At 65.7% G+C, this 17,287-nt stretch carries 17 protein-coding genes, 2 rRNA genes and 1 other RNA gene; 11 read left to right on the top strand and 9 right to left on the bottom strand.

Going from position 1 to position 17,287, the window contains the following annotated elements; translation table 11 throughout:
• Positions 1-214: 214 nt before the first annotated feature.
• Together BLT27_RS09315 and rrf are read left to right on the top strand one after the other, a co-directional pair.
• A 23S ribosomal RNA gene (locus tag BLT27_RS09315) occupies positions 215-3,137 on the top strand.
• A 127-nt stretch (positions 3,138-3,264) separates the two neighbouring features.
• Positions 3,265-3,386, top strand: a 5S ribosomal RNA gene (gene rrf / locus BLT27_RS09310).
• Positions 3,387-3,568: 182 nt separating this feature from the next.
• Here the strand turns inward: rrf and BLT27_RS09305 are convergent.
• A complete protein-coding gene (locus BLT27_RS09305; protein ID WP_089733151.1) occupies positions 3,569-3,904 on the bottom strand; it encodes a BsuPI-related putative proteinase inhibitor in 336 nt (111 codons plus the stop codon).
• A gap of 85 nt (positions 3,905-3,989) precedes the next feature.
• Between BLT27_RS09305 and BLT27_RS09300 the strand changes: the two genes are divergently transcribed.
• The gene (locus BLT27_RS09300; RefSeq protein ID WP_175526424.1) at positions 3,990-4,649 is read left to right on the top strand and encodes a DUF8102 family protein; all 660 of its coding nucleotides are present in this window, start codon (positions 3,990-3,992) and stop codon (positions 4,647-4,649) included.
• Here the strand turns inward: BLT27_RS09300 and BLT27_RS09295 are convergent, their stop codons facing one another.
• On the bottom strand, positions 4,650-7,208 hold the full coding sequence (locus BLT27_RS09295; protein ID WP_217639116.1) for an efflux RND transporter permease subunit: 2,559 nt from the start codon (positions 7,206-7,208) through the stop codon (positions 4,650-4,652).
• Between the two features lie 120 nt (positions 7,209-7,328).
• On the opposite strand from BLT27_RS09295, the gene BLT27_RS09290 reads away from it, so the two are divergent.
• From BLT27_RS09290 to BLT27_RS09280, 3 genes are all read left to right on the top strand, one after another.
• The gene (locus BLT27_RS09290; protein ID WP_089733148.1) at positions 7,329-8,087 is read left to right on the top strand and encodes a DUF2797 domain-containing protein; all 759 of its coding nucleotides are present in this window, start codon (positions 7,329-7,331) and stop codon (positions 8,085-8,087) included.
• Between the two features lie 61 nt (positions 8,088-8,148).
• Positions 8,149-8,541, top strand: coding sequence for a hypothetical protein (locus tag BLT27_RS09285; RefSeq protein WP_089733146.1), 393 nt, complete (start codon positions 8,149-8,151; stop codon positions 8,539-8,541).
• A gap of 97 nt (positions 8,542-8,638) precedes the next feature.
• Complete coding sequence (locus BLT27_RS09280) at positions 8,639-8,890, top strand: hypothetical protein (RefSeq protein WP_089733144.1); 252 nt, start codon at positions 8,639-8,641, stop codon at positions 8,888-8,890.
• On the opposite strand, the gene BLT27_RS09275 is transcribed toward BLT27_RS09280, so the two are convergent.
• The gene (locus BLT27_RS09275; RefSeq protein ID WP_089733143.1) at positions 8,872-9,972 is read right to left on the bottom strand and encodes a glycosyltransferase; all 1,101 of its coding nucleotides are present in this window, start codon (positions 9,970-9,972) and stop codon (positions 8,872-8,874) included. The genes BLT27_RS09280 and BLT27_RS09275 overlap by 19 nt on opposite strands.
• 40 nt (positions 9,973-10,012) lie before the next feature.
• Positions 10,013-11,077 carry a glycosyltransferase family 4 protein gene (locus BLT27_RS09270; protein WP_089733141.1) on the bottom strand — a complete coding sequence of 355 codons (1,065 nt, stop codon included), beginning with the start codon at positions 11,075-11,077 and terminating at the stop codon, positions 10,013-10,015.
• A 94-nt stretch (positions 11,078-11,171) separates the two neighbouring features.
• Here BLT27_RS09270 and BLT27_RS09265 point away from each other — a divergent pair, with 94 nt between their 5' ends.
• The 3 genes from BLT27_RS09265 (at position 11,172) to BLT27_RS09255 (ending at position 12,720) form a co-directional block, all read left to right on the top strand.
• Complete coding sequence (locus BLT27_RS09265) at positions 11,172-11,447, top strand: ribonuclease P protein component 4 (protein ID WP_089733139.1); 276 nt, start codon at positions 11,172-11,174, stop codon at positions 11,445-11,447.
• 104 nt (positions 11,448-11,551) lie between these two features.
• Positions 11,552-11,797, top strand: coding sequence for a YhbY family RNA-binding protein (locus BLT27_RS09260; protein WP_089733138.1), 246 nt, complete (start codon positions 11,552-11,554; stop codon positions 11,795-11,797).
• Positions 11,797-12,720: a mechanosensitive ion channel family protein gene (locus BLT27_RS09255; protein ID WP_089733135.1), complete on the top strand. Its 924-nt coding sequence runs from the start codon at positions 11,797-11,799 to the stop codon at positions 12,718-12,720. Before BLT27_RS09260 ends, BLT27_RS09255 begins: the two co-directional genes overlap by 1 nt.
• 122 nt (positions 12,721-12,842) lie before the next feature.
• On the opposite strand, the gene ffs is transcribed toward BLT27_RS09255, so the two are convergent.
• Positions 12,843-13,153: signal recognition particle sRNA (gene ffs / locus BLT27_RS09250), an RNA gene on the bottom strand.
• An 86-nt stretch (positions 13,154-13,239) separates the two neighbouring features.
• The gene (locus BLT27_RS09245) at positions 13,240-13,665 is read right to left on the bottom strand and encodes a DUF7548 family protein (RefSeq protein ID WP_089733134.1); all 426 of its coding nucleotides are present in this window, start codon (positions 13,663-13,665) and stop codon (positions 13,240-13,242) included.
• 103 nt (positions 13,666-13,768) lie between these two features.
• Between BLT27_RS09245 and BLT27_RS09240 the strand changes: the two genes are divergently transcribed.
• Positions 13,769-14,137 (top strand): DUF5798 family protein, encoded by a 369-nt coding sequence (locus BLT27_RS09240; RefSeq protein ID WP_089733132.1) that lies wholly within the window; start codon positions 13,769-13,771, stop codon positions 14,135-14,137.
• A 36-nt stretch (positions 14,138-14,173) separates the two neighbouring features.
• Positions 14,174-15,154 carry a PLP-dependent cysteine synthase family protein gene (locus BLT27_RS09235; protein ID WP_089733130.1) on the top strand — a complete coding sequence of 327 codons (981 nt, stop codon included), beginning with the start codon at positions 14,174-14,176 and terminating at the stop codon, positions 15,152-15,154.
• A gap of 36 nt (positions 15,155-15,190) precedes the next feature.
• Here the strand turns inward: BLT27_RS09235 and BLT27_RS09230 are convergent, their stop codons facing one another.
• The 3 genes from BLT27_RS09230 to BLT27_RS09220 all read right to left on the bottom strand — a co-directional run bounded on the left by BLT27_RS09230 (position 15,191) and on the right by BLT27_RS09220 (position 17,275).
• Positions 15,191-15,601: a CoA-binding protein gene (locus BLT27_RS09230; protein ID WP_089733128.1), complete on the bottom strand. Its 411-nt coding sequence runs from the start codon at positions 15,599-15,601 to the stop codon at positions 15,191-15,193.
• Positions 15,602-15,640: 39 nt separating this feature from the next.
• Positions 15,641-16,273: an RAD55 family ATPase gene (locus tag BLT27_RS09225; RefSeq protein ID WP_089733127.1), complete on the bottom strand. Its 633-nt coding sequence runs from the start codon at positions 16,271-16,273 to the stop codon at positions 15,641-15,643.
• Between the two features lie 141 nt (positions 16,274-16,414).
• Positions 16,415-17,275 (bottom strand): geranylgeranylglycerol-phosphate geranylgeranyltransferase, encoded by an 861-nt coding sequence (locus BLT27_RS09220; RefSeq protein WP_089733124.1) that lies wholly within the window; start codon positions 17,273-17,275, stop codon positions 16,415-16,417.
• Positions 17,276-17,287 lie beyond the last annotated feature (12 nt).

The raw sequence follows: 17,287 nt of genomic DNA, 5'->3' as shown, positions 1-17,287 counted from the left end.
TGTCGTTCGGGTGGAGTTCGAATCGCTCCCCTTAAGTGTGGGAGACCGATACGACTCTATCCGAACAACGAACCGATGCACCACCCCGTGCAAGCGAGGGTGGGAAGGGTCGAACGTAGCCCAGCTTACACTCCTGGGCAACGTTATGACACCGTGTGTACGCGCAATCCAGGCGTCCACTGGACCATTCCGGGTCACAGTGAACGTCCCATATACAACGTGGCTACTCTGCCACCTGATGGATAGCTCGGCTCAAGAGCCGACGAAGGACGTGCCAAGCTGCGAAAAGCTCCAGCAAGCCGCACGGAGGCATCGAACTGGAGATCTCCTAATGGGAATCCCCACCGCAATTGCTTCGCGCAATGGGGAACACCGGGAATTGAAACATCTCAGTACCGGTAGGAAAAGAAAGCAATACGCGACATCGTTAGTAACCGCGAGTGAACGCGATCCAGTCCAAACCGAAGCCCTCACGGGCAATGTGGTGTTCGGACTGACACTCACCGCTCGAACCCTTCTGTGAACTCTCCTGGAACGGAGGATGATACAGGGTGACAATCCCGTAACAGAAGCCAGTACAGCGTGCGTCAGCTCCAGAGTACCGAGGGTTGGATATCCCTCGGGAACAACGCGGGCATCGACCGCGAAGACTCAGTACTCCTTGAGACCGATAGCGAACAAGTAGCGTGAGCGAACGCTGAAAAGCACCCCACAACGGGAGGTGCAATAGGGCTTGAACCCAGGTGGCGATAGAGCGACGGGGCATACAAGGCCCCACGAAAAACGACCGAGACGCGAGTCTCCAGTAGGAATCGTGGGGAGCCGATGTTCCGTCGTGCGTTTTGAAAAACGAGCCAGGGAGTGCATCTGACCGGCAAGTCTAACTCGAGCATCGAGGCAGGCGCAGGGAAACCGATACGGCCGCAGCCCTCACGGGCCAGGGCCACCGTCTTCAAGGGCGGGGAGCCGACCGGATGCGACCCGAAACCAGGCGATCTATGCGTGGGCAAGGTGAAGCGTGCCGAAAGGCACGTGGAGGCCTGTTAGAGTTGGTGTCCTTCAATACCCTCTCGTGACCTACGTATAGGGGTGAAAGGCCCATCGAGCCTGGCAACAGCTGGTTCCAGTCGAAACATGTCGAAGCATGACCTCTGCTGAGGTAGCTCGTGGGGTAGAGCGACCGATTGGGAGACCCGCCATCGAGAGATGTCGGCCTCCCTGTCAAACTCCGAACCTACGAGCGCCACAGACGCAGGGAGTCCGGTGTGCGGGGTAAGCCTGTGCACCATGAGGGAGACAACCCAGAGCTGGGTTAAGGTCCCAAAGTATGGATTAAGTGCAACCGAAGGTAGTCTCGAGCCCTAAACAGCCGGGAGGTGAGCTTAGAAGCAGCTACCCTCTAAGAAAAGCGTAACAGCTTACCGGCCGAGGTTCGAGGCGCCGAAAATGATCGGGGCTCAAATCCATCACCGAGACCTGGCGACACCCCCCATAGGGGTGATTCCGTAGACTGGCGCTCCAGTCGGGTGGAAGCACGGACGAGAGTTCGTGTGGACCGACTGGTGACGATAATCCTGGCCATAGTAGCAGCGATAGTCGGGTGAGAACCCCGACGGCCGAATGAGCAAGGGTTCCTCGACAATGCTGATCAGTCGAGGGTTAGCCGATCCTAAGTCACACCGTAAGTCGAATGTGACGACAGGGAAACTGGTTAATATTCCAGTGCTCACAGACAGTAAACGCCGACGCCTTGGGAACAATCGAGCTGGGCCATCGCCCAGTCGAATTATGCAACTCCGTGGAAGCCGTAACGGCACGAAGCGGACGAACCATGAGACAGCGAAAGTCGATCGTACCTAGGGCCCGTGAAAAGGCAAGTCTGTGACTCGTACCAAGAACCGACACAGGTGCTCATGGCGGCGAAAGCCAAGGCCTGTCGGGAACAACCGACGTTAGGGAATTCGGCAAGTTAGTCCCGTACGTTCGCAATAAGGGATGCCTGCCTCGCAGAGAGGCAGGTCGCAGTGACTCGGGCGCTCCGACTGTCTAGTAACAACATAGGTGACCGCAAATCCGCAAGGACTCGTACGGTCACTGAATCCTGCCCAGTGCAGGTATCTGAACACCTCGTACAAGAGGACGAAGGACCTGTCAACGGCGGGGGTAACTATGACCCTCTTAAGGTAGCGTAGTACCTTGCCGCTTCAGTAGCGGCTTGCATGAATGGATCAACGAGAGCGCCACTGTCCCAACGTTGGGCCCGGTGAACTGTACGTTCCAGTGCGGAGTCTGGAGACCCCCAAGGGGAAGCGAAGACCCTATAGAGCTTTACTGCAGGCTGTCGCTGAGACACGGTCGCTAATGTGCAGGATAGGTAGGAGACGTTACACAGGTACCCGCGCTAGCGGGCCACCGAGTCAACACTGAAATACTACCCATTAGTGACTGTGACTCTCACTCCTGGCGGAGGACACCGGTAGCCGGGCAGTTTGACTGGGGCGGTACGCGCTTGAAAAGATATCGAGCGCGCCCTATGTCCACCTCATCCGAGTCGGAGACTCGGAGCAGAGCGCAAGAGCATACGGTGGGCTGACACTGTCCTTCACAACGAGGGACGGTGACGCGAAAGCGTGGTCTAGCGAACCAATTATCCTGCTTGATGCGGGAAATTGATGACAGAAAAGCTACCTTAGGGATAACAGAGTCGTCACCGGCAAGAGCACATATCGACCCGGTGGCTTGCTACCTCGATGTCGGTTCCCTCCATCCTGCCCGTGCAGAAGCGGGCAAGGGTGAGGTTGTTCGCCTATTAAAGGAGGTCGTGAGCTGGGTTTAGACCGTCGTGAGACAGGTCGGCTGCTATCTATTGGGGGTGTAACGGTACCTGACGGGAACGTTCGTATAGTACGAGAGGAACTACGAATGGTGACCACTGGTGTACGGGTTGTTCGAGAGAGCACGTGCCCGGCAGCCACGTCACACGGGGTAAGAGCTGAACGCATCTAAGCTCGAAACCCACCTGGAAAAGAGGTACCACTATGATCACCCGTAGAAGACGGGTTAGATAGACTCGGGGTGTGCGCGCCAAGGCAACGAGGCGTTAAGCCCGCGAGCACTAACAGATCATGCCATTAGTCATACCGCATACTGGGACCACCGTACTGCGATTCGGGGTGGTCCAGGCGCGAACTGGATTGCGCGTGTACACGAGTGTAGACGACCGATGACGGTCCACTGCAACGGTTCGATTCCGTTGGTCGGCGTTAAGGCGGCCACAGCGGCGAGGTAACACCCGTACCCATCCCGAACACGGAAGTTAAGCTCGCCAGCGTGTCGGGGAGTACTGGAGTGCGCGAGCCTCTGGGAAACGCGATTCGCCGCCTGCCATTCATACCTTTCATTCATTCGTTGGCGAGCGACAGCCCCATCGTGGGCTGTGGGTCGTCGAGTGCAGGTAGCATCGACGAGCTACGGCCACAGCCTCCGAACGACGTGAGCCGGACGTTGGCGACGGCTACGTCGCTCGTCGGCACTGCGCGTACACACGGCCCGGCCAGCGATAGCTGGGTCAGACGGAGAACTCGGCGCTGGCTTCGCAGTCGGCGTTGTTCGCGGCGAGGAACGCGGTCGCGATGTAGCTCCCCGGTTCCGGGTCGTCCCAGGCGCAGTCGTAGGTGACGGACTCGCCGGCGTCGAGCGTCCTGGACGTGAGCATCTGTGCGAACATGCGGCCCTCGGCGAACGACCAGATCGCTGTGTCGCCGTCCTCGACGACGAGCACGTCGTGGGTCTGTGCGTTCGAGAACTGGAGGTCGACGGGGTCGGGGTCGTCGTTGGTGACGGTGAAGGAGAACGACACCTCGTCCGCGGACGCGTCGACGTCGAGCTGCCCGGTGAGCGACATGGGTGCCGGTTCCGCCGGGGAGCGTATAGGCGTTCCGCCGAGTCGGCAGCGTTAAAGTCGGTGTTCGCATAACCGGAAGTTGATTATGGAGTTCGACCCCGACAGGCCGCGGGGGATGTTGTCGCGCGCGGACCGCGAGTACCTCCTCGGGTTGACCGAGATGGAGCACGAGCAATCGAAGCGCAACGCGGAGGCACGCATCCGCAAGCGGGTGAGCGAGGCCATCGTGGACTTCTACCTCTTGCTACGCAATCTGGAGCGCAAGGACAGGAAGCAGATATTCGAGAAGGGGATGGACGACCCGGCGTTCCGGTACGGGCTGGTCGGGATGCAGTCGTTCGCCTACATGGGCATGAAGGAGACGGGGATGGAGTTCGAACACGTCCTCGACCCGGCGATTACGCGGGCCGAGGAGGCGTACGCGGCAGAGGGGTTCGACAGTACGGTCGACGTGGAGGTCACCTTCGACGTGGACGTGACCCTCGGCGCGGGCCTCGATTCGGTCGCGGAGCGTCTCCGCGCGGGCGAGGCCGTCGGCCCCGACGAGTTCCTCTCGGTGATGGGTGGTGAGGGGGATGTGCTGGAGGACGTCGACGCGGTGACGCTGGACCTGACCACGGGCGGTATCGGGATGGAGCACGGCGAGTTCGTCGACCGCGTGGCGGCCTTCCTCGACGGCGATGCGACGTGGGAGAACGAGGAGCGGGTCCGCATCGGGGTCGGCGACGACGTGGGCTCGACGTAGTCAGTTCGGGACCGACCGTCCCCAGAGCGCGAGGATGCTCGGGAGGACGAGCACCGCGCCGACGAACGCGAAGACGATGGCGACGCCGATGACGATGCCGAAGCGCTGGAGCGACGGGACGATGGCGAGTGCGAGCGTCGAGAAGCCGGCGGCGGTGGTGACCGCGCTGCCGAGGAGTGCGCCGCCGGTGCCGTCGATGGTCGCGGTGAGCGCGTCGTCGACGTCGCCGAGCCGTTCGAGCTCGTCGGTGAAGCGCTCGGACATGTGGATGCTGTAGTCGACGCCGAGACCGATGCCCAGACTGGTGATGAGCGCGGTCTGTGCGTTGAACGGAATCTCGAGCAGGTACATCACGCCGAGCACCCACGCGAGCGAGAGCACGACGGGGACGATGGTGACCGCGCCGAGGCTGGCGTACCCGTCGAATAGCCGGTAACCGACGACGAGGACGGCAAGGACGGCGAGCACGGTCACGACGAGCGTGAGAACGACGGTCTCGAGCAGGCCGTCCTGTACGATGGCGGTGAGGACGGGCTGGCCGGTCGCGGTGGCAGTGAGTCCGTCCCCCTGTGCGGGTTCGACTGCGGCCTGCATCTCGTCACGGACCTGTGGGACGGACGAGCCACCCTGGATGGCCACCTGCACGCGCAGGGCTTCGTACTCGCCGGCGCTGTTCCGGGCGACGACCTGCCGGGCCTGTGCTGGCGCGGTGCGGTAGAGGCCGTCGTACACCGCGGTGAGGTTCTGGTCGGGGACGCCGTCGTCGTCGGTGTCGGCCGCGGCGACCGTCGCGGCGAACGTCTCGTTCTGTGCGGCGACCGCCTGGATGGTCGAGACGGGGTCGAGGATTCGCGGTTCGTCGTCGGCGAGGGTGATGACGGTCTCGCCGGCGACGGCGCGGTCGCGGACGGCGACCACCCTGTCCAGTGTTCCGGGGTCGGTCACGCGTCCCTCGATGAGCAGTTCGGCACGGCTGGTGTCGCGTTGCTGGAGGAAGTTGTCGTTGAGGAACGCGGCGTTCTGCCGGATGTTGTACTCCCCCGGGGCGAACGGCTCCGGGAGTTCTTCCATCCAGTCGGGCGGCTGTTCGGTGAGGAAGTCGCTTCGGTCGAAGCTGGTGTCGACCTGCGTGCCGCCGTAGGCCCCGACTCCACTGAGGAGGACGGCGACGACGAGCACGACGGCCGGGGCGCGCTTCGCGCCGACGGCTCCGAGCGAGAGGAGTCGGCCGACGACGGGGGTGTCGCCGCCGAACGGTGTCTTCCGACGGTTCAGTCCGACGCGTTCGAGCAGGGTGTCGACCTCGACTTTGAGTGCGGGGATCAGCGCGCCGAAGACGACGAGCGTGCTGACGATGCCGGCGGCGCTGACGAGGCCGAAGTTCTGCAGGGGTGCGAGCGGGCTGACGAGGTTCGAGAGGAAGCCGATGGAGGTGGTGACGGTCACCCAGACGAGCGCGATGCCGACGCTGCCGAGCGCGAGCACCATGCCGTCGCGCGCGCCGGGCTCGGGGGTACCGTCGCGGACCTCGCGGTGGCGCATGAACACGTGGATGGCGTAGTCGATGGCCAGGCCGATGAGCAGGATTGGTACGGCGATGAGCGTCGTCCCGAATGGGATGTCGAACCAGCCCATGAACCCCTGCATCCAGACGAGGACGAGCCCGATGCCGAGGGTGCTGAGGACGATATCGACGAGGTCGCGGTAGGCGACGACGAGCGTGAGGATGACGAGCAGCAGCGCGACGGGCCCGATGATGGCGAAGCTGTCGCCGATGGAGCGGCCGGTCTCGTCCTCGACGATACCGACCCCGAAGACGAACGCGTCGTCACCGAAGCGGTCGGCCGCGAGAGCCTGCATGTCGAGCTGGGCGCTGGAGACGGGCTCCGAGATACCGTCACTGCCGCCGGTGTCCTGGAAGGCGACGACGACGGTGGCGTTCGTGCTCGCGGTGCCGGGCTCGTAGTGCGTCGGGAGCAGCGTCAGCGGGTCCTGTCCGCCGGTCGGCGCGTCGGCGTCCGGCGAGAGCGCGCGTTCGACGAGCCGCTCCACCTCGGCGGCGTTGCGGGACTCCAGCGCGCCGATCTGTCTGGTGAGGTTCGGCGGCGGGCCACCGGGTCGGCCGGCCGCCGCGCGGTCCTGCTGGACGGCCGCGATAGCCACGACGTTGGCGACGCTGACGGTGCTCGGCTCGGCGGCCAGAGTCGCGGCGACGGAGTCGTTCTCGGCGAGCGACCGCTGGAAGGCGAGTATCTCGAGCAGCGACTCCCGCGTGAGGACGTTGTCGTTCCGGACGACGACCTGCACCGTCGTCCGGTTCGCTGCGTCGGGGTCGCCGAAGTTGGCGTTCACGTAGTCGAGTTTGTCCGCAGCGACCGTCTCCGTCTGGAAGCTGTCCGTCGAGGTGGACATCTCGACCTGCCCCGCCGCGCTGCCGACGATGGCCGTCGCCACGAGCAAGACGAGTATCACGAGCTTGCTGTGCGAGACGATGCCGTCGGCGACTCGAAGCGCCAGGGACTCATCCCCCTCCGTTCGTTCCGTTGACTCGTCCTTCACGGGCGGCAGTGCCAGCGGTAGCGACAAAGCAGTTACGGTGAATCGGATACATTATAATCCAAAATAGATTATACAGGGGCGAACGACACGGCTTTAGCCGGAACGGCGTTACATCGAGGCGTGCAGGTCGTCGGCTATCGGACGGAGACCGCAACGGATGCACCAGCGCTGCTGTTGGCGAGCGACGACACGGTCGAGCGCGAACCGCTCACACCGGGAGCGGCGCTCTCGTTCTCGCTGGGCGACCGGTGGTGTGCCGGCGCCGTCGACGACGACGACCACTACGCCTGCGATCGACCCGGAGCACCCTACTGCGACCAGCACACGAGCCGGTGGCCGTGTGCCCGGTGTACTGGCAACTGCGACCGTCCACTGGCGAACTGTCGCGAGGAGCACGCGGTGTATCTCGCAGCGTTCGCACCGGACGTGTTCAAGATCGGCGTGACGAAATCGGGACGCCTGCGGACGCGGCTCCGCGAGCAGGGGGCCGACCGGGCGGCACACGTCCATACTGTCTCAGACGGGCGCATCGCCCGGCAGCTGGAGGCGGAGTACGCCGAGGAGATTCCGGATCGCGTACGCGTCCCCACGAAGGTCGCCGGGCTCGACGAGTCCGTCGACGAGACCGCGTGGGCCGAACTCCTCGACGGGTTCGAGGTGCTCGAGACGTTCTCGTTCGACTACGGGCTCGACCTCGACGCGCGACCGGTGCCGGAGACGCTACTCTCGGGGACGGTCCGGGGTGTACAGGGTCGGGTCCTCGTGCTCGACCGGGGCGGGACGACGTACGCGGTCGACCTGCGGGAACTCGTGGGCTACGGGGTCACCCGGGAGGCGACCGACCGCCGGCTCCAGTCGAGCCTCGGGTCGTTCTCGTAGGACGAGGACGTGCTCCTCGCCGAGAAAAACCCTTTTCGGGACGGAGGCAGAAGCGGAGCGTATGGCAGAAGACGAGGAGACAGGCGAGGAGCCCCAGAACGGAGACGACGAGCAGAAATCCTTCCGCGAGCGCGTCGAGGAGATCCGCGAACGCCGCGAGGAGGAGTCCGACGAGGACCGACGCGAGCGCATGGAAGAGATGATGGGCGGCGGCGGCGGTGGTCCGGGCGGCCCCGGCGGCCCCGGCGGCATGGGTGGCGGCGGCGGCAACCCGTTCGCCCAGATGATGGGTGGCATGATGGGCGGTGGCCCGGGCGGCGGCATGGGCCCCGGCGGCCGTGACGAGGGCTCGGACAACGAGGAGCTCGTCCGCGAGGTCCGCCAGCTCCGCGACGAGATGCGCGACCAGACTCGCGCGCTCAAGCGCATCGCGGACGCCCTCGAAGACGACTGACCGGACCCGTCGGTCGCGAGCCGCGCCGCGGGCGCTCGTTGAGTCGGAACGCACCCGACACTTTTTACAGGCTGGACGGCCGATGGTGTGAACACAGATGTCGCTCTCGGCAGTCGCGCTGTACGTGCTGGCGAGGGAGCTTCCGGAGAGACACACGAAGGCGACACTCTCGTTCGCCCCCGTGCTCGTCGTCGGGTCGCTCCTCCAGTTCGCGGCCGGCGACCCGACGGTCCAGGGCACCGGGCTCGTGGCCGCGACGCTCGCCGGAGTGGGTGCCGCGCTGGTGGTGTCGGACGGGCTCAGGAAGCGGTTGACGTTCGCGCCGAATATCTACGAGACGTCCTCGTAGAGCGACTCCAGGCGGTCGATGACGTGGTCGATACTGACCTCGTCGCGCCGGTCGAGACAGTTCTCGGAGAGCCGTTCGCGTTCGTCGAGCGCCCGCCGGATCCCCCGTCGGAAGCCATCGATGTCGCCCCGGTCGAAGTGGTAGCCGGTGACGTCGTCGTCGACCGTCTCGGCGAGCGCGCCGGCGTCCACACCGACGACGGGTGTGCCACAGGCGTTGGCCTCCAGCGCGACGAGGCCCTGTGTCTCGACGGGCGAGGGGAACGTGAACACGTCGAGTGCGGAGTAGAACGCGGGCATCTCGTCGCGGTCGAGGAACCCGAGGAAGCGCACGTCGGCGTCGCTGCTGCGTGCCTGCCGTTCGAGGTCGTCGCGCGCAGGGCCGTCACCGCCGAGGACGACCGTCACGTCGAGGGCCTCGGCGGCCGCGATGATGTCCGACAGCCGCTTCTCGTAGCCGTGGCGGCCGGTGTAGCCGATCAGCGTCCCCTCGAGGTCGTACTGCGAACGGAACGCCGTCGTGTCGACCGGGCGGAACTGGTCGACGTCGATACCGTTCGAGAGCGCGTGGACCGGCGTCTCGACGCCGACGTCGTCGACGAGCGTCCGCCGCGTCGGCTCCGACGGCGTGATGACGAGGTCCGCACGGTTGTAGAACCAGCGTTCGTAGTGTTTGCTCAGCCGACGGAGGCCACCCGTGATGCGGTCCGAGGAGGCGATGTAGTTCGCGTACTCCGCGGTCGGCGTGTGGTACGAGGCGACCAGCGGCTTGTCCTCGGAGCGGGCCAGACGGAGGCTCGCGAGCCCGAGTCCGAACGCCGTGTGGGCGTGGATGACGTCTGCCTTCGTCGCCGCCTCGGGCACCTGTGGCGCACCGACGCGGAACCCCTCGTAGAACGGGAACGGGACCGAGCGGACCGGATGCTCGCTGGCCTCGGGCACGTAGTCGTCGGAGTCCGGGTAGACAACGTCCATCCAGCCGCCGTTGCGGTTCCAGCGGTCCCGCCAGGACTTGATGGTGTAGGTCACACCGTTTACCGTTGGTAGATAGGTGTCGGTAAAGGCTGCAACCTGGAGGTCCATTATCGGGCGATTGACCCTTGAGAACTTAAATCACCTGACTTCAGTGTCGCTCCCGCAGGTCCCGGTACGTCGCGGCCAGCTCCGCACCGATCTCCTCGAGGCCGTGCGATTCTGCGGTCTCGCGTGCGTTCTTCCCGAGGCGCTCGCGAAGCGCCGGGTTCGACTCGAGGCGCTGCAGTGCCGCCTCGAACTCCGCGAGGTCCTCGCAGATGAGACAGTCGTGGCCGTCCTCGAAGTACTCGCGGAAGACGGGGATATCACGGAGCACGCAGGCCTTCTCGCAGGCCATCGCCTCCAGCACGACGAGGCCCTGGTTCTCGACCTTCGCGGGGAAGCAGAACACGTCGCCCGCGCCGTAGGCCATCCGCTTGTCGTTGACCCAGCCGGTGAAGGTGACGTTCTCCGGCGGGTTCCCCGTCCACTTCCGCACCGTCTTCGACGCCGCCGGTCCCTCCTCGTAGGTGCCGAACCAGGTGAAGTCGTAGTCCGTCGCCTGTGCCAGCTCGCAGAACGTCGTCAGTCCCTTGCGCTCGAACACGTTCCCGACCGCGAAGACGACCATGCCGTCGAGGTCGTACCGCTCGCGGGTCGCCTCGCGGAAGGACTCGTAGCCCTGGAGCGGTTCGAGGTCGATGCCGTTGGAGATCGGCTTGATGGGTGCATCGACCGGGTACGACTCCAGCACCCCTTTCGTGTACTCGGAGGGGCAGAGCACGAGGTCGGCCTGCGAGTAGAACTGTTTGAGGTAGACGCCCAGCGCCGGCGCGACCACGTTCGAGAACCGGAACGAGTCCCGGAAGTCCTCCTTCGTCACGTGAGTGTGCAGTATCAGCGGGATGTCCTGTGCCTTCGCCCGGCGCGCGAGCGCGAGCGACGCCGGGCCGGCCATGTTCAGATGCGCGACGTCGTAGTCGACGAGGAGGTCGTCGCCGTACGCCCACGACGCGAACAGCGCGTCCGGGACGGACCCGTCGGTCCACGGCGACGTGACCACGTCTATCTCGGGGGCTGCCCGCGAGAGCGCCTCGCGCTGCTGGTCTGCGGCCGTGCCCATACCGCTCCGGTGCATCTGGGACTCCAGTTCGAGGTGGTTCAGGACGCGCACTGCCGTGTCGGTCGCCCGACGACAGAAAATAGGTTTCGACTCGCGACGGACAACGGTAGCCCTTTGCCGACCCACCAGAAACCTCGTGATAGCAATGAGCGTCGCGGCGGAGCGGATCGAACGGCTCGGCGACCTGGCCCGCGAGGCGACCCGCGCCGGCGACGAGGAACGGGCCCGGTACTACGTGCGCCTGGCGAGACGCATCGCGGAGCGGAACCGGCTCTCGCTCCCGCGTCGGTTCAAGCGATTCACCTGCGACGCCTGCGACGCGTACCTCGTGCCGGGCAGGAACGCACGGGTACGCCTGCAGGACGGCCACGCCGTGGTCACCTGCGACTGCGGAGCGCACGCGCGGTACCCGTACGAGTAGTGCCCGAGTGAGCGGGACACGGCCCCGAGCGGCGGCGCTAAACCGGTTCTCGCGGCTGTCTGGAACAACATTCAAACCGCTGGACCGCGAAGCCGGAGCCACGAATGAGTAGAGAGGACCTTCGGAAGCAGGCGCACGACCTCGACGTGACGGTCTGGGTCGGCAAGAGCGGTATCGAGTCGGTGACAGCCGAGCTGGAGGACCAGCTCAAATCGGCCGAACTGGTGAAAGCGAAGTTCCTGCGGGCGGCCCGCGGCGGCACGTCGACCGAGGAACTCGCCGAGGAGCTCGCCGAACTGGTCGACGCGGAACTGATAGAGACACGAGGGAACACCGCGGTGTACCATTGATGTCCGGGGCGTTCGCGCTGCTGGCCGGCCTGTTCCTGCAGGGGAACGGCTACACCGGTGTCAGGAGCGTGCTCTCCGATCTGGGCGTGCCCGACAGCATCATCGGCATCACCGCGCAGTTCTCGAAGTTCGTAATCGCGTTCGTCGGTGTGTACGTCGTCGGCCGTGTGATCGTCATCCCGCTGGCGAACCGGGTGATGGACCGCCGCGGACTCGACCGGCACGCGAAGCTCCCCATCCGGAAGCTCGTGCACTTCGTCGTCGTCTTCGCGGCAATCACGGTCTCGTTCGGCTTCGCGGAGTTCGGGAACTTCCTGACCGCGCTGGCGACCATCGGTGCGGCGGCGACCCTGGCTATCGGCTTCGCGATGCAGGACATCATCGCGAACTTCGTCTCCGGCGTCTTCATCTTCACCGACAAGCCGTTCCGCATCGGCGACTGGATCGAGTGGAACGGCAACTCCGGTATCGTCGAGGACATCAGCCTCCGCGTCACCCGCGTCCGCACGTTCGACAACGAGCTGCTGACGGTGCCGAACTCCCAGCTGACGAGCAACGTCGTCAAGAACCCGGTCGCGAAGGACCAGCTGCGGCTCCAGTTCCTGTTCGGCATCGGCTACGACGACGACATCGACCAGGCGACCGACATCATCCTCGAGGAGGCTGCGAACCACGACGGCATCCTCGCGGACCCGGAGCCGTCGGTCCGGCTGACCGAACTCGGCGACTCCTCGGTCGGCCTCAAGTCCCGCATCTGGATCGAGAACCCGTCGCGCGCGGACTTCGTGAAGACCCGCGGGGAGTACGTCCAGGCGGTCAAGGAGCGGTTCGACGAGGAGGGCATCGACATCCCCTACCCGAACCGCACGCTCGGCGGTTCGCTGGAGGTCGACCAGCTGGCGAACGTGCCCCCCGAGGACTGAGCGCGACCCGGCTACCGTTTTCACGTTCCGACGACCGCCGAGCCGCCGGCTCGCGGACGGGAGCGGGACCGGTGCGGCGGTTCGACGGCGCGCGCGCTGGTCGTGTGAGAATGCGATATGAGTGGTGGACCCCGAGGTTGCCCGGCGTTCACGGCCGGGGAATCCCGGTGGCCTCCTCCACCCCGCGACCCATCGAGCGACGGGTGTCCGACGGTAGGCTGCTCACTTCCGTGCCTGACCCAGTGCCGCCGACCAACGACGGGCGAGCGCCCCTGCGGGCACCGCCCGGCGACCGCCGTCCCCGACGGACGAGGCTTCCACGTCGGCTCCCGGGGCCCGGCCGCGTCTGACCGGACGTCCACGGGCTTCGGTCCCCGCTAAAGACCATACCGCGGGTTTCGAGCAGGGCCTAACTGCCCGACCTAGTCCACTCCACCGTAGCCGCTTGGGTCTTAAGGCCTTTTCGACTCGGTAATCGACCGGGGGCAGCGGGTTCGACGGGGCGAAGAGTGGGCCGACTCACCCCCGCAGAACGCCGAGAACGTCCGCGTACCAGACGCTCGTGCCGGTGAACACGACGCCGAGCGCGAGGACGACCCACCGATGGTACGCGAGCCACGTCTCCGTCCCGATGCTCGACACCACGCTCTCCTCGACACCGGTGGCCCACAGCAACGTCAGCAGCGTCGCAGCGAACCCGATGACGAGCGCCACTCCGGCGGCGAGATCCGGTGCCGTCCTGGCCTCGCGGCCGGCCGCGAGGACGACGATGCCGACGAGTGCGAACAGTGTCAGGTACGTCGGCGCGACGAGCCCGTAGCCGTAGTACGTCTCCAGCGCGGCCACGCCAGACGAGGAGAGCGCGACGTACGGGGCGAACACGGCGATGACGAACCCGATTCCGGCGGCGATGCCGACCGTCGGTGGCGTCCGGACGTCTACCATGCCCGAGCCTCCGAGTGCGGGCCGCATAAGCCCGACGAAGGCGGCGACGGGCCGGCGCGGCGGAGGCGGAACGCACAACACCCCGGAGCGCGCATGACCGGGTATGGGACTGGGTTCGAAGGCGAAGGCGCTGCAGACCGTCGCCGAGCGCGCGGAGCAGCTCTACGCACAGCTGATGGACGTCCGGGAGCGGCTCGCCCGCATCGAGGACGACATCGACGATTCGAGCGACCGCGTCGTCCGGATCGAGAACGAGCTCGAGGAACAGCGCGTCATCCTCGACGCTCTCGCCGAGGACGCGGGTCTGGATATCGAACGCCGCATCGCCGAGGCGTCCATCACGCACGCCGAGGACGGTGGGGACGCCGCAGACACCGACGCGACAGACGACGGAGCTGTGGCCACCGACGAGGGTACTGCCGACGACGTCACCGCTGACGAACCCGTCGACGCCACGGCCGACGACGAGTAACAACACCTATCGGGCGGCGGCAACAATTGCCGTTCGATGACGACGCACGAACGGCCACTGGGGTCGGTGCTCGACACCGTCGGCCGGACACCGCTGGTTGCAGTGCAGGCCGCACCGGACGAGGTGTCGGTGTACGCGAAGCTGGAATCGTTCAACCCCGGTGCGAGCGTGAAAGACCGCATCGGGAAGTACATGCTGGAGGCGATGCTCGACCGAGGCGAGCTCGAACCGGGCGGCACCGTCATCGAGCCCACTGCCGGCAACACGGGTATCGGGTTCGCGCTCGCGGCAGGTCAGCTCGACGTCGACGCCGTCTTCGTCGTCCCCGAACGCTTCTCCGTCGAGAAACAGCAGCTCATGCGCGCTCTCGGCGCGGAGGTCATCAACACCCCCACGGAGGACGGGATGGAGCGCGCTATCGACCGGGCCTACGAGCTCGCCGACGAGCTGGACGACGCGGTCGTCCCCCAGCAGTTCGGCAACCCGCTGAACGCCGAGGCGCACTACGAGACGACCGCGCCGGAGATATACGAGGCGCTCGACGGCCAGGTGGGAGCCATCGTCGCCGGCTGTGGGACCGCTGGCACGCTGATGGGCATGGCGCAGTACGCCCGCGAGCAGGACCCCGACACGTACGTCGCCGCCGTCGAACCCGAGGGCTCGCTCTACAGCGAGTTCGAGGGCGCACACCCCGACGAGGACGAGTACAAGATCGAAGGTATCGGCACCCACGACACCGACACCAACGAGCTGTTCGACCCCACGCTCGTCGACGACGTCGTCCAGGTATCGGACCGGGCGGCCCACGCGGAGGTGAGCCGCCTCGCCGGCGAGGAGGGACAGCTCGTCGCCTCCTCGGCGGCCGCCGCGAGCATCGCCGCACAGGGTGTCGCGGACCGCATCGCGAGCGGCGAGATCGATGCCCCCTACGACACGGTCGTCACCGTCTTCCCGGACTCCTCCGAGCGGTACCTCTCGAAGGGCATCTACCGCTCCTTCGAGGAGTGGGAGGGGTAGCGTACGACCGCAGAAGTCGGTGAACGCGTGCGGTGACTACCCGCGCAGGCGGCTGTGCTCGACCTTGATGCACTTGTTCTGGACCACGGCCAGCCCCGCGTCCTCCGCCCGGGCGGCCGCCTCGTCGTCGGCGATACCGAGCTGCAGCCAGAGCGCCTGCACGTCATCGCGTTCCAGTACGTCGTCGACGATACCGGGAACCTCCGCCGACGGCCGGAAGACGTCCACGACGGCGATGTCGCGGTCGACCGCGTCGAGAGAATCGTACGCCCGCTCGCCGAGAACTTCGTCGGCGAACGGGTTGACGGGGACGACCTCGAACCCCCGCGACTGCATGTACTTCGGGACGTCGTGAGCGGCCTTCCCCGGTGTGGAAGAGCAGCCGACGACGGCGATGGTGTCGAGGTCGAAGATTCGTTCGAGCTCAGCGTCGGTCTGGACGGGCATGCGCGGCTAGAGGCTCGCCAGCGCGAAAAACGTATCTCGTCATCTGGTCGCGATTCCGGCCGTGTGGAGGGTTGGCTCCTCGCCCTCCCCCTCCTCGACCTCGATGACCGCGTCGAACAGCTGTTTCAGCGTGTTCATCGTCTGGTCGTCGTGGGCGGTCGAGTCGATGACGTAGACGCCGAGTGCGTCCGCGGACTGGACTCGCCCGGTGAACACGTGCAGGAACCGGAAGACGGTCTGGAGGTCGGAGTACATCAGCAGCGTCGAGACGGAGTGGAGCAGGATGCGGTTCTTCCGGTGGCCGCGCACGTCGTAGAACTCCTCCAGGAACTCAGAGAGCTTGATACCGATGCCCGTCATGTCGACCGGCGACGACGCGTACTTGATGCGGGCGTCGTCCTTGACGTTGCCGACGCCGCGCTGCTTGGTCACGCAGTCGACGATACCCACGTCGACAGCGTCGACGTTCCCGACCCGGCTCGCGTACTCCTCGATGATCTTCTCGGCGCTATCCTTCGTCGTCACTACGATGGACCCCTCGTCCTGCGTGGAGCCACTGGCGAGGATGTCGAGTGCGATTCGTCGTTTCCCCGTCAGTGGCGGCCCCGCGATCAGTAGGTTCGTCCCGGGGTCCAGTTCCGCGTCCGGTAGAACGTCAGCAAGGTCATACATGGCGTACCCTCGTCACCTGAAGCCGGCACCGCAGTTTGTTGTTCGCACTACCCATTCCCTCGTATGGTAGAACGATACGGTAACCAGGTTATAGTGTTTTTGATTATCTCACCTTTGAGAGGAATGGTGATTCCCATGTCACTATCCGAACGCAACGACGGCGCGGCCGACGATGAATGCACCGGCCGCGAGGAACATCCCGTACTTCAGGCGTGACTGGCTCGCGGTCGGGTCCGAGAAACCCTCGTAGGCCGCGTACGCCATCACGGCGTCCGCGGGGGCCACGGCGACCAGATAGACGACCCCGAACGTCCCCGTGAAGTACGGGACCGGGCTCGCGAGGACGGCGAGTCCCAGTGCACCGGCCGCGACCAGGAGTGCCCGCCGCTCCCCGATGGCCACCGGGAGCGTCGTGAGCCCCTCCTCGCGGTCGCCGTCGATGTCCTCGACGTCCTTGATTATCTCCCGGCTGACAGTCGAGAGAGCCGCGAGGGCGAACAGCGTCGCCGAGGTCTCGGCGTTCCCGACCGCCGCCCCACCGAACAGGAACGTGCTACCGCCGAGGTAGGCCACGAGCAGGTTGCCGAATCCCGGCGTCCCCTTGAAGAACTTCGTGTAGAGCACCAGCGAGAGGAGGTTGAACGCGGCGATGCCGATGGCCAGCAGCGGCAGGAACACCGCCGCGACGGCGGCTCCGACGAACAGCGCGCCGCTCCAGAGCAGCGCACCCCGCGGCGTGACCGCGCCCCGAGGGATGGCACGGTCGGGGTCGTTGATGCGGTCGATGTCCCTGTCGAAGTAGTCGTTGATGGCGTTCCCGGCGGCCGCAGCCAGCACGGTGGCTGCAACCGCCCCGACGGCGTTCGTGGCCGGGCCGGGGTCGAACACGCTCGCGCCGACCGCGACGAACGCACCGATGAACGTCAGGAGACCCGCGACCAGCGAGTTGACCGGCCGTGTGAGCTCAAGCAGCCCTGCGAGCCGGTCCCTCGTCGTCGTCATACGCTCCACTCC

The sequence above is a fragment of the Haloarchaeobius iranensis genome, assembly GCF_900103505.1.
Taxonomy (GTDB): domain Archaea; phylum Halobacteriota; class Halobacteria; order Halobacteriales; family Natrialbaceae; genus Haloarchaeobius; species Haloarchaeobius iranensis.
Note: the sequence above shows the minus strand (reverse complement) of the source record. Positions and strands in the feature narration are given on the sequence as shown.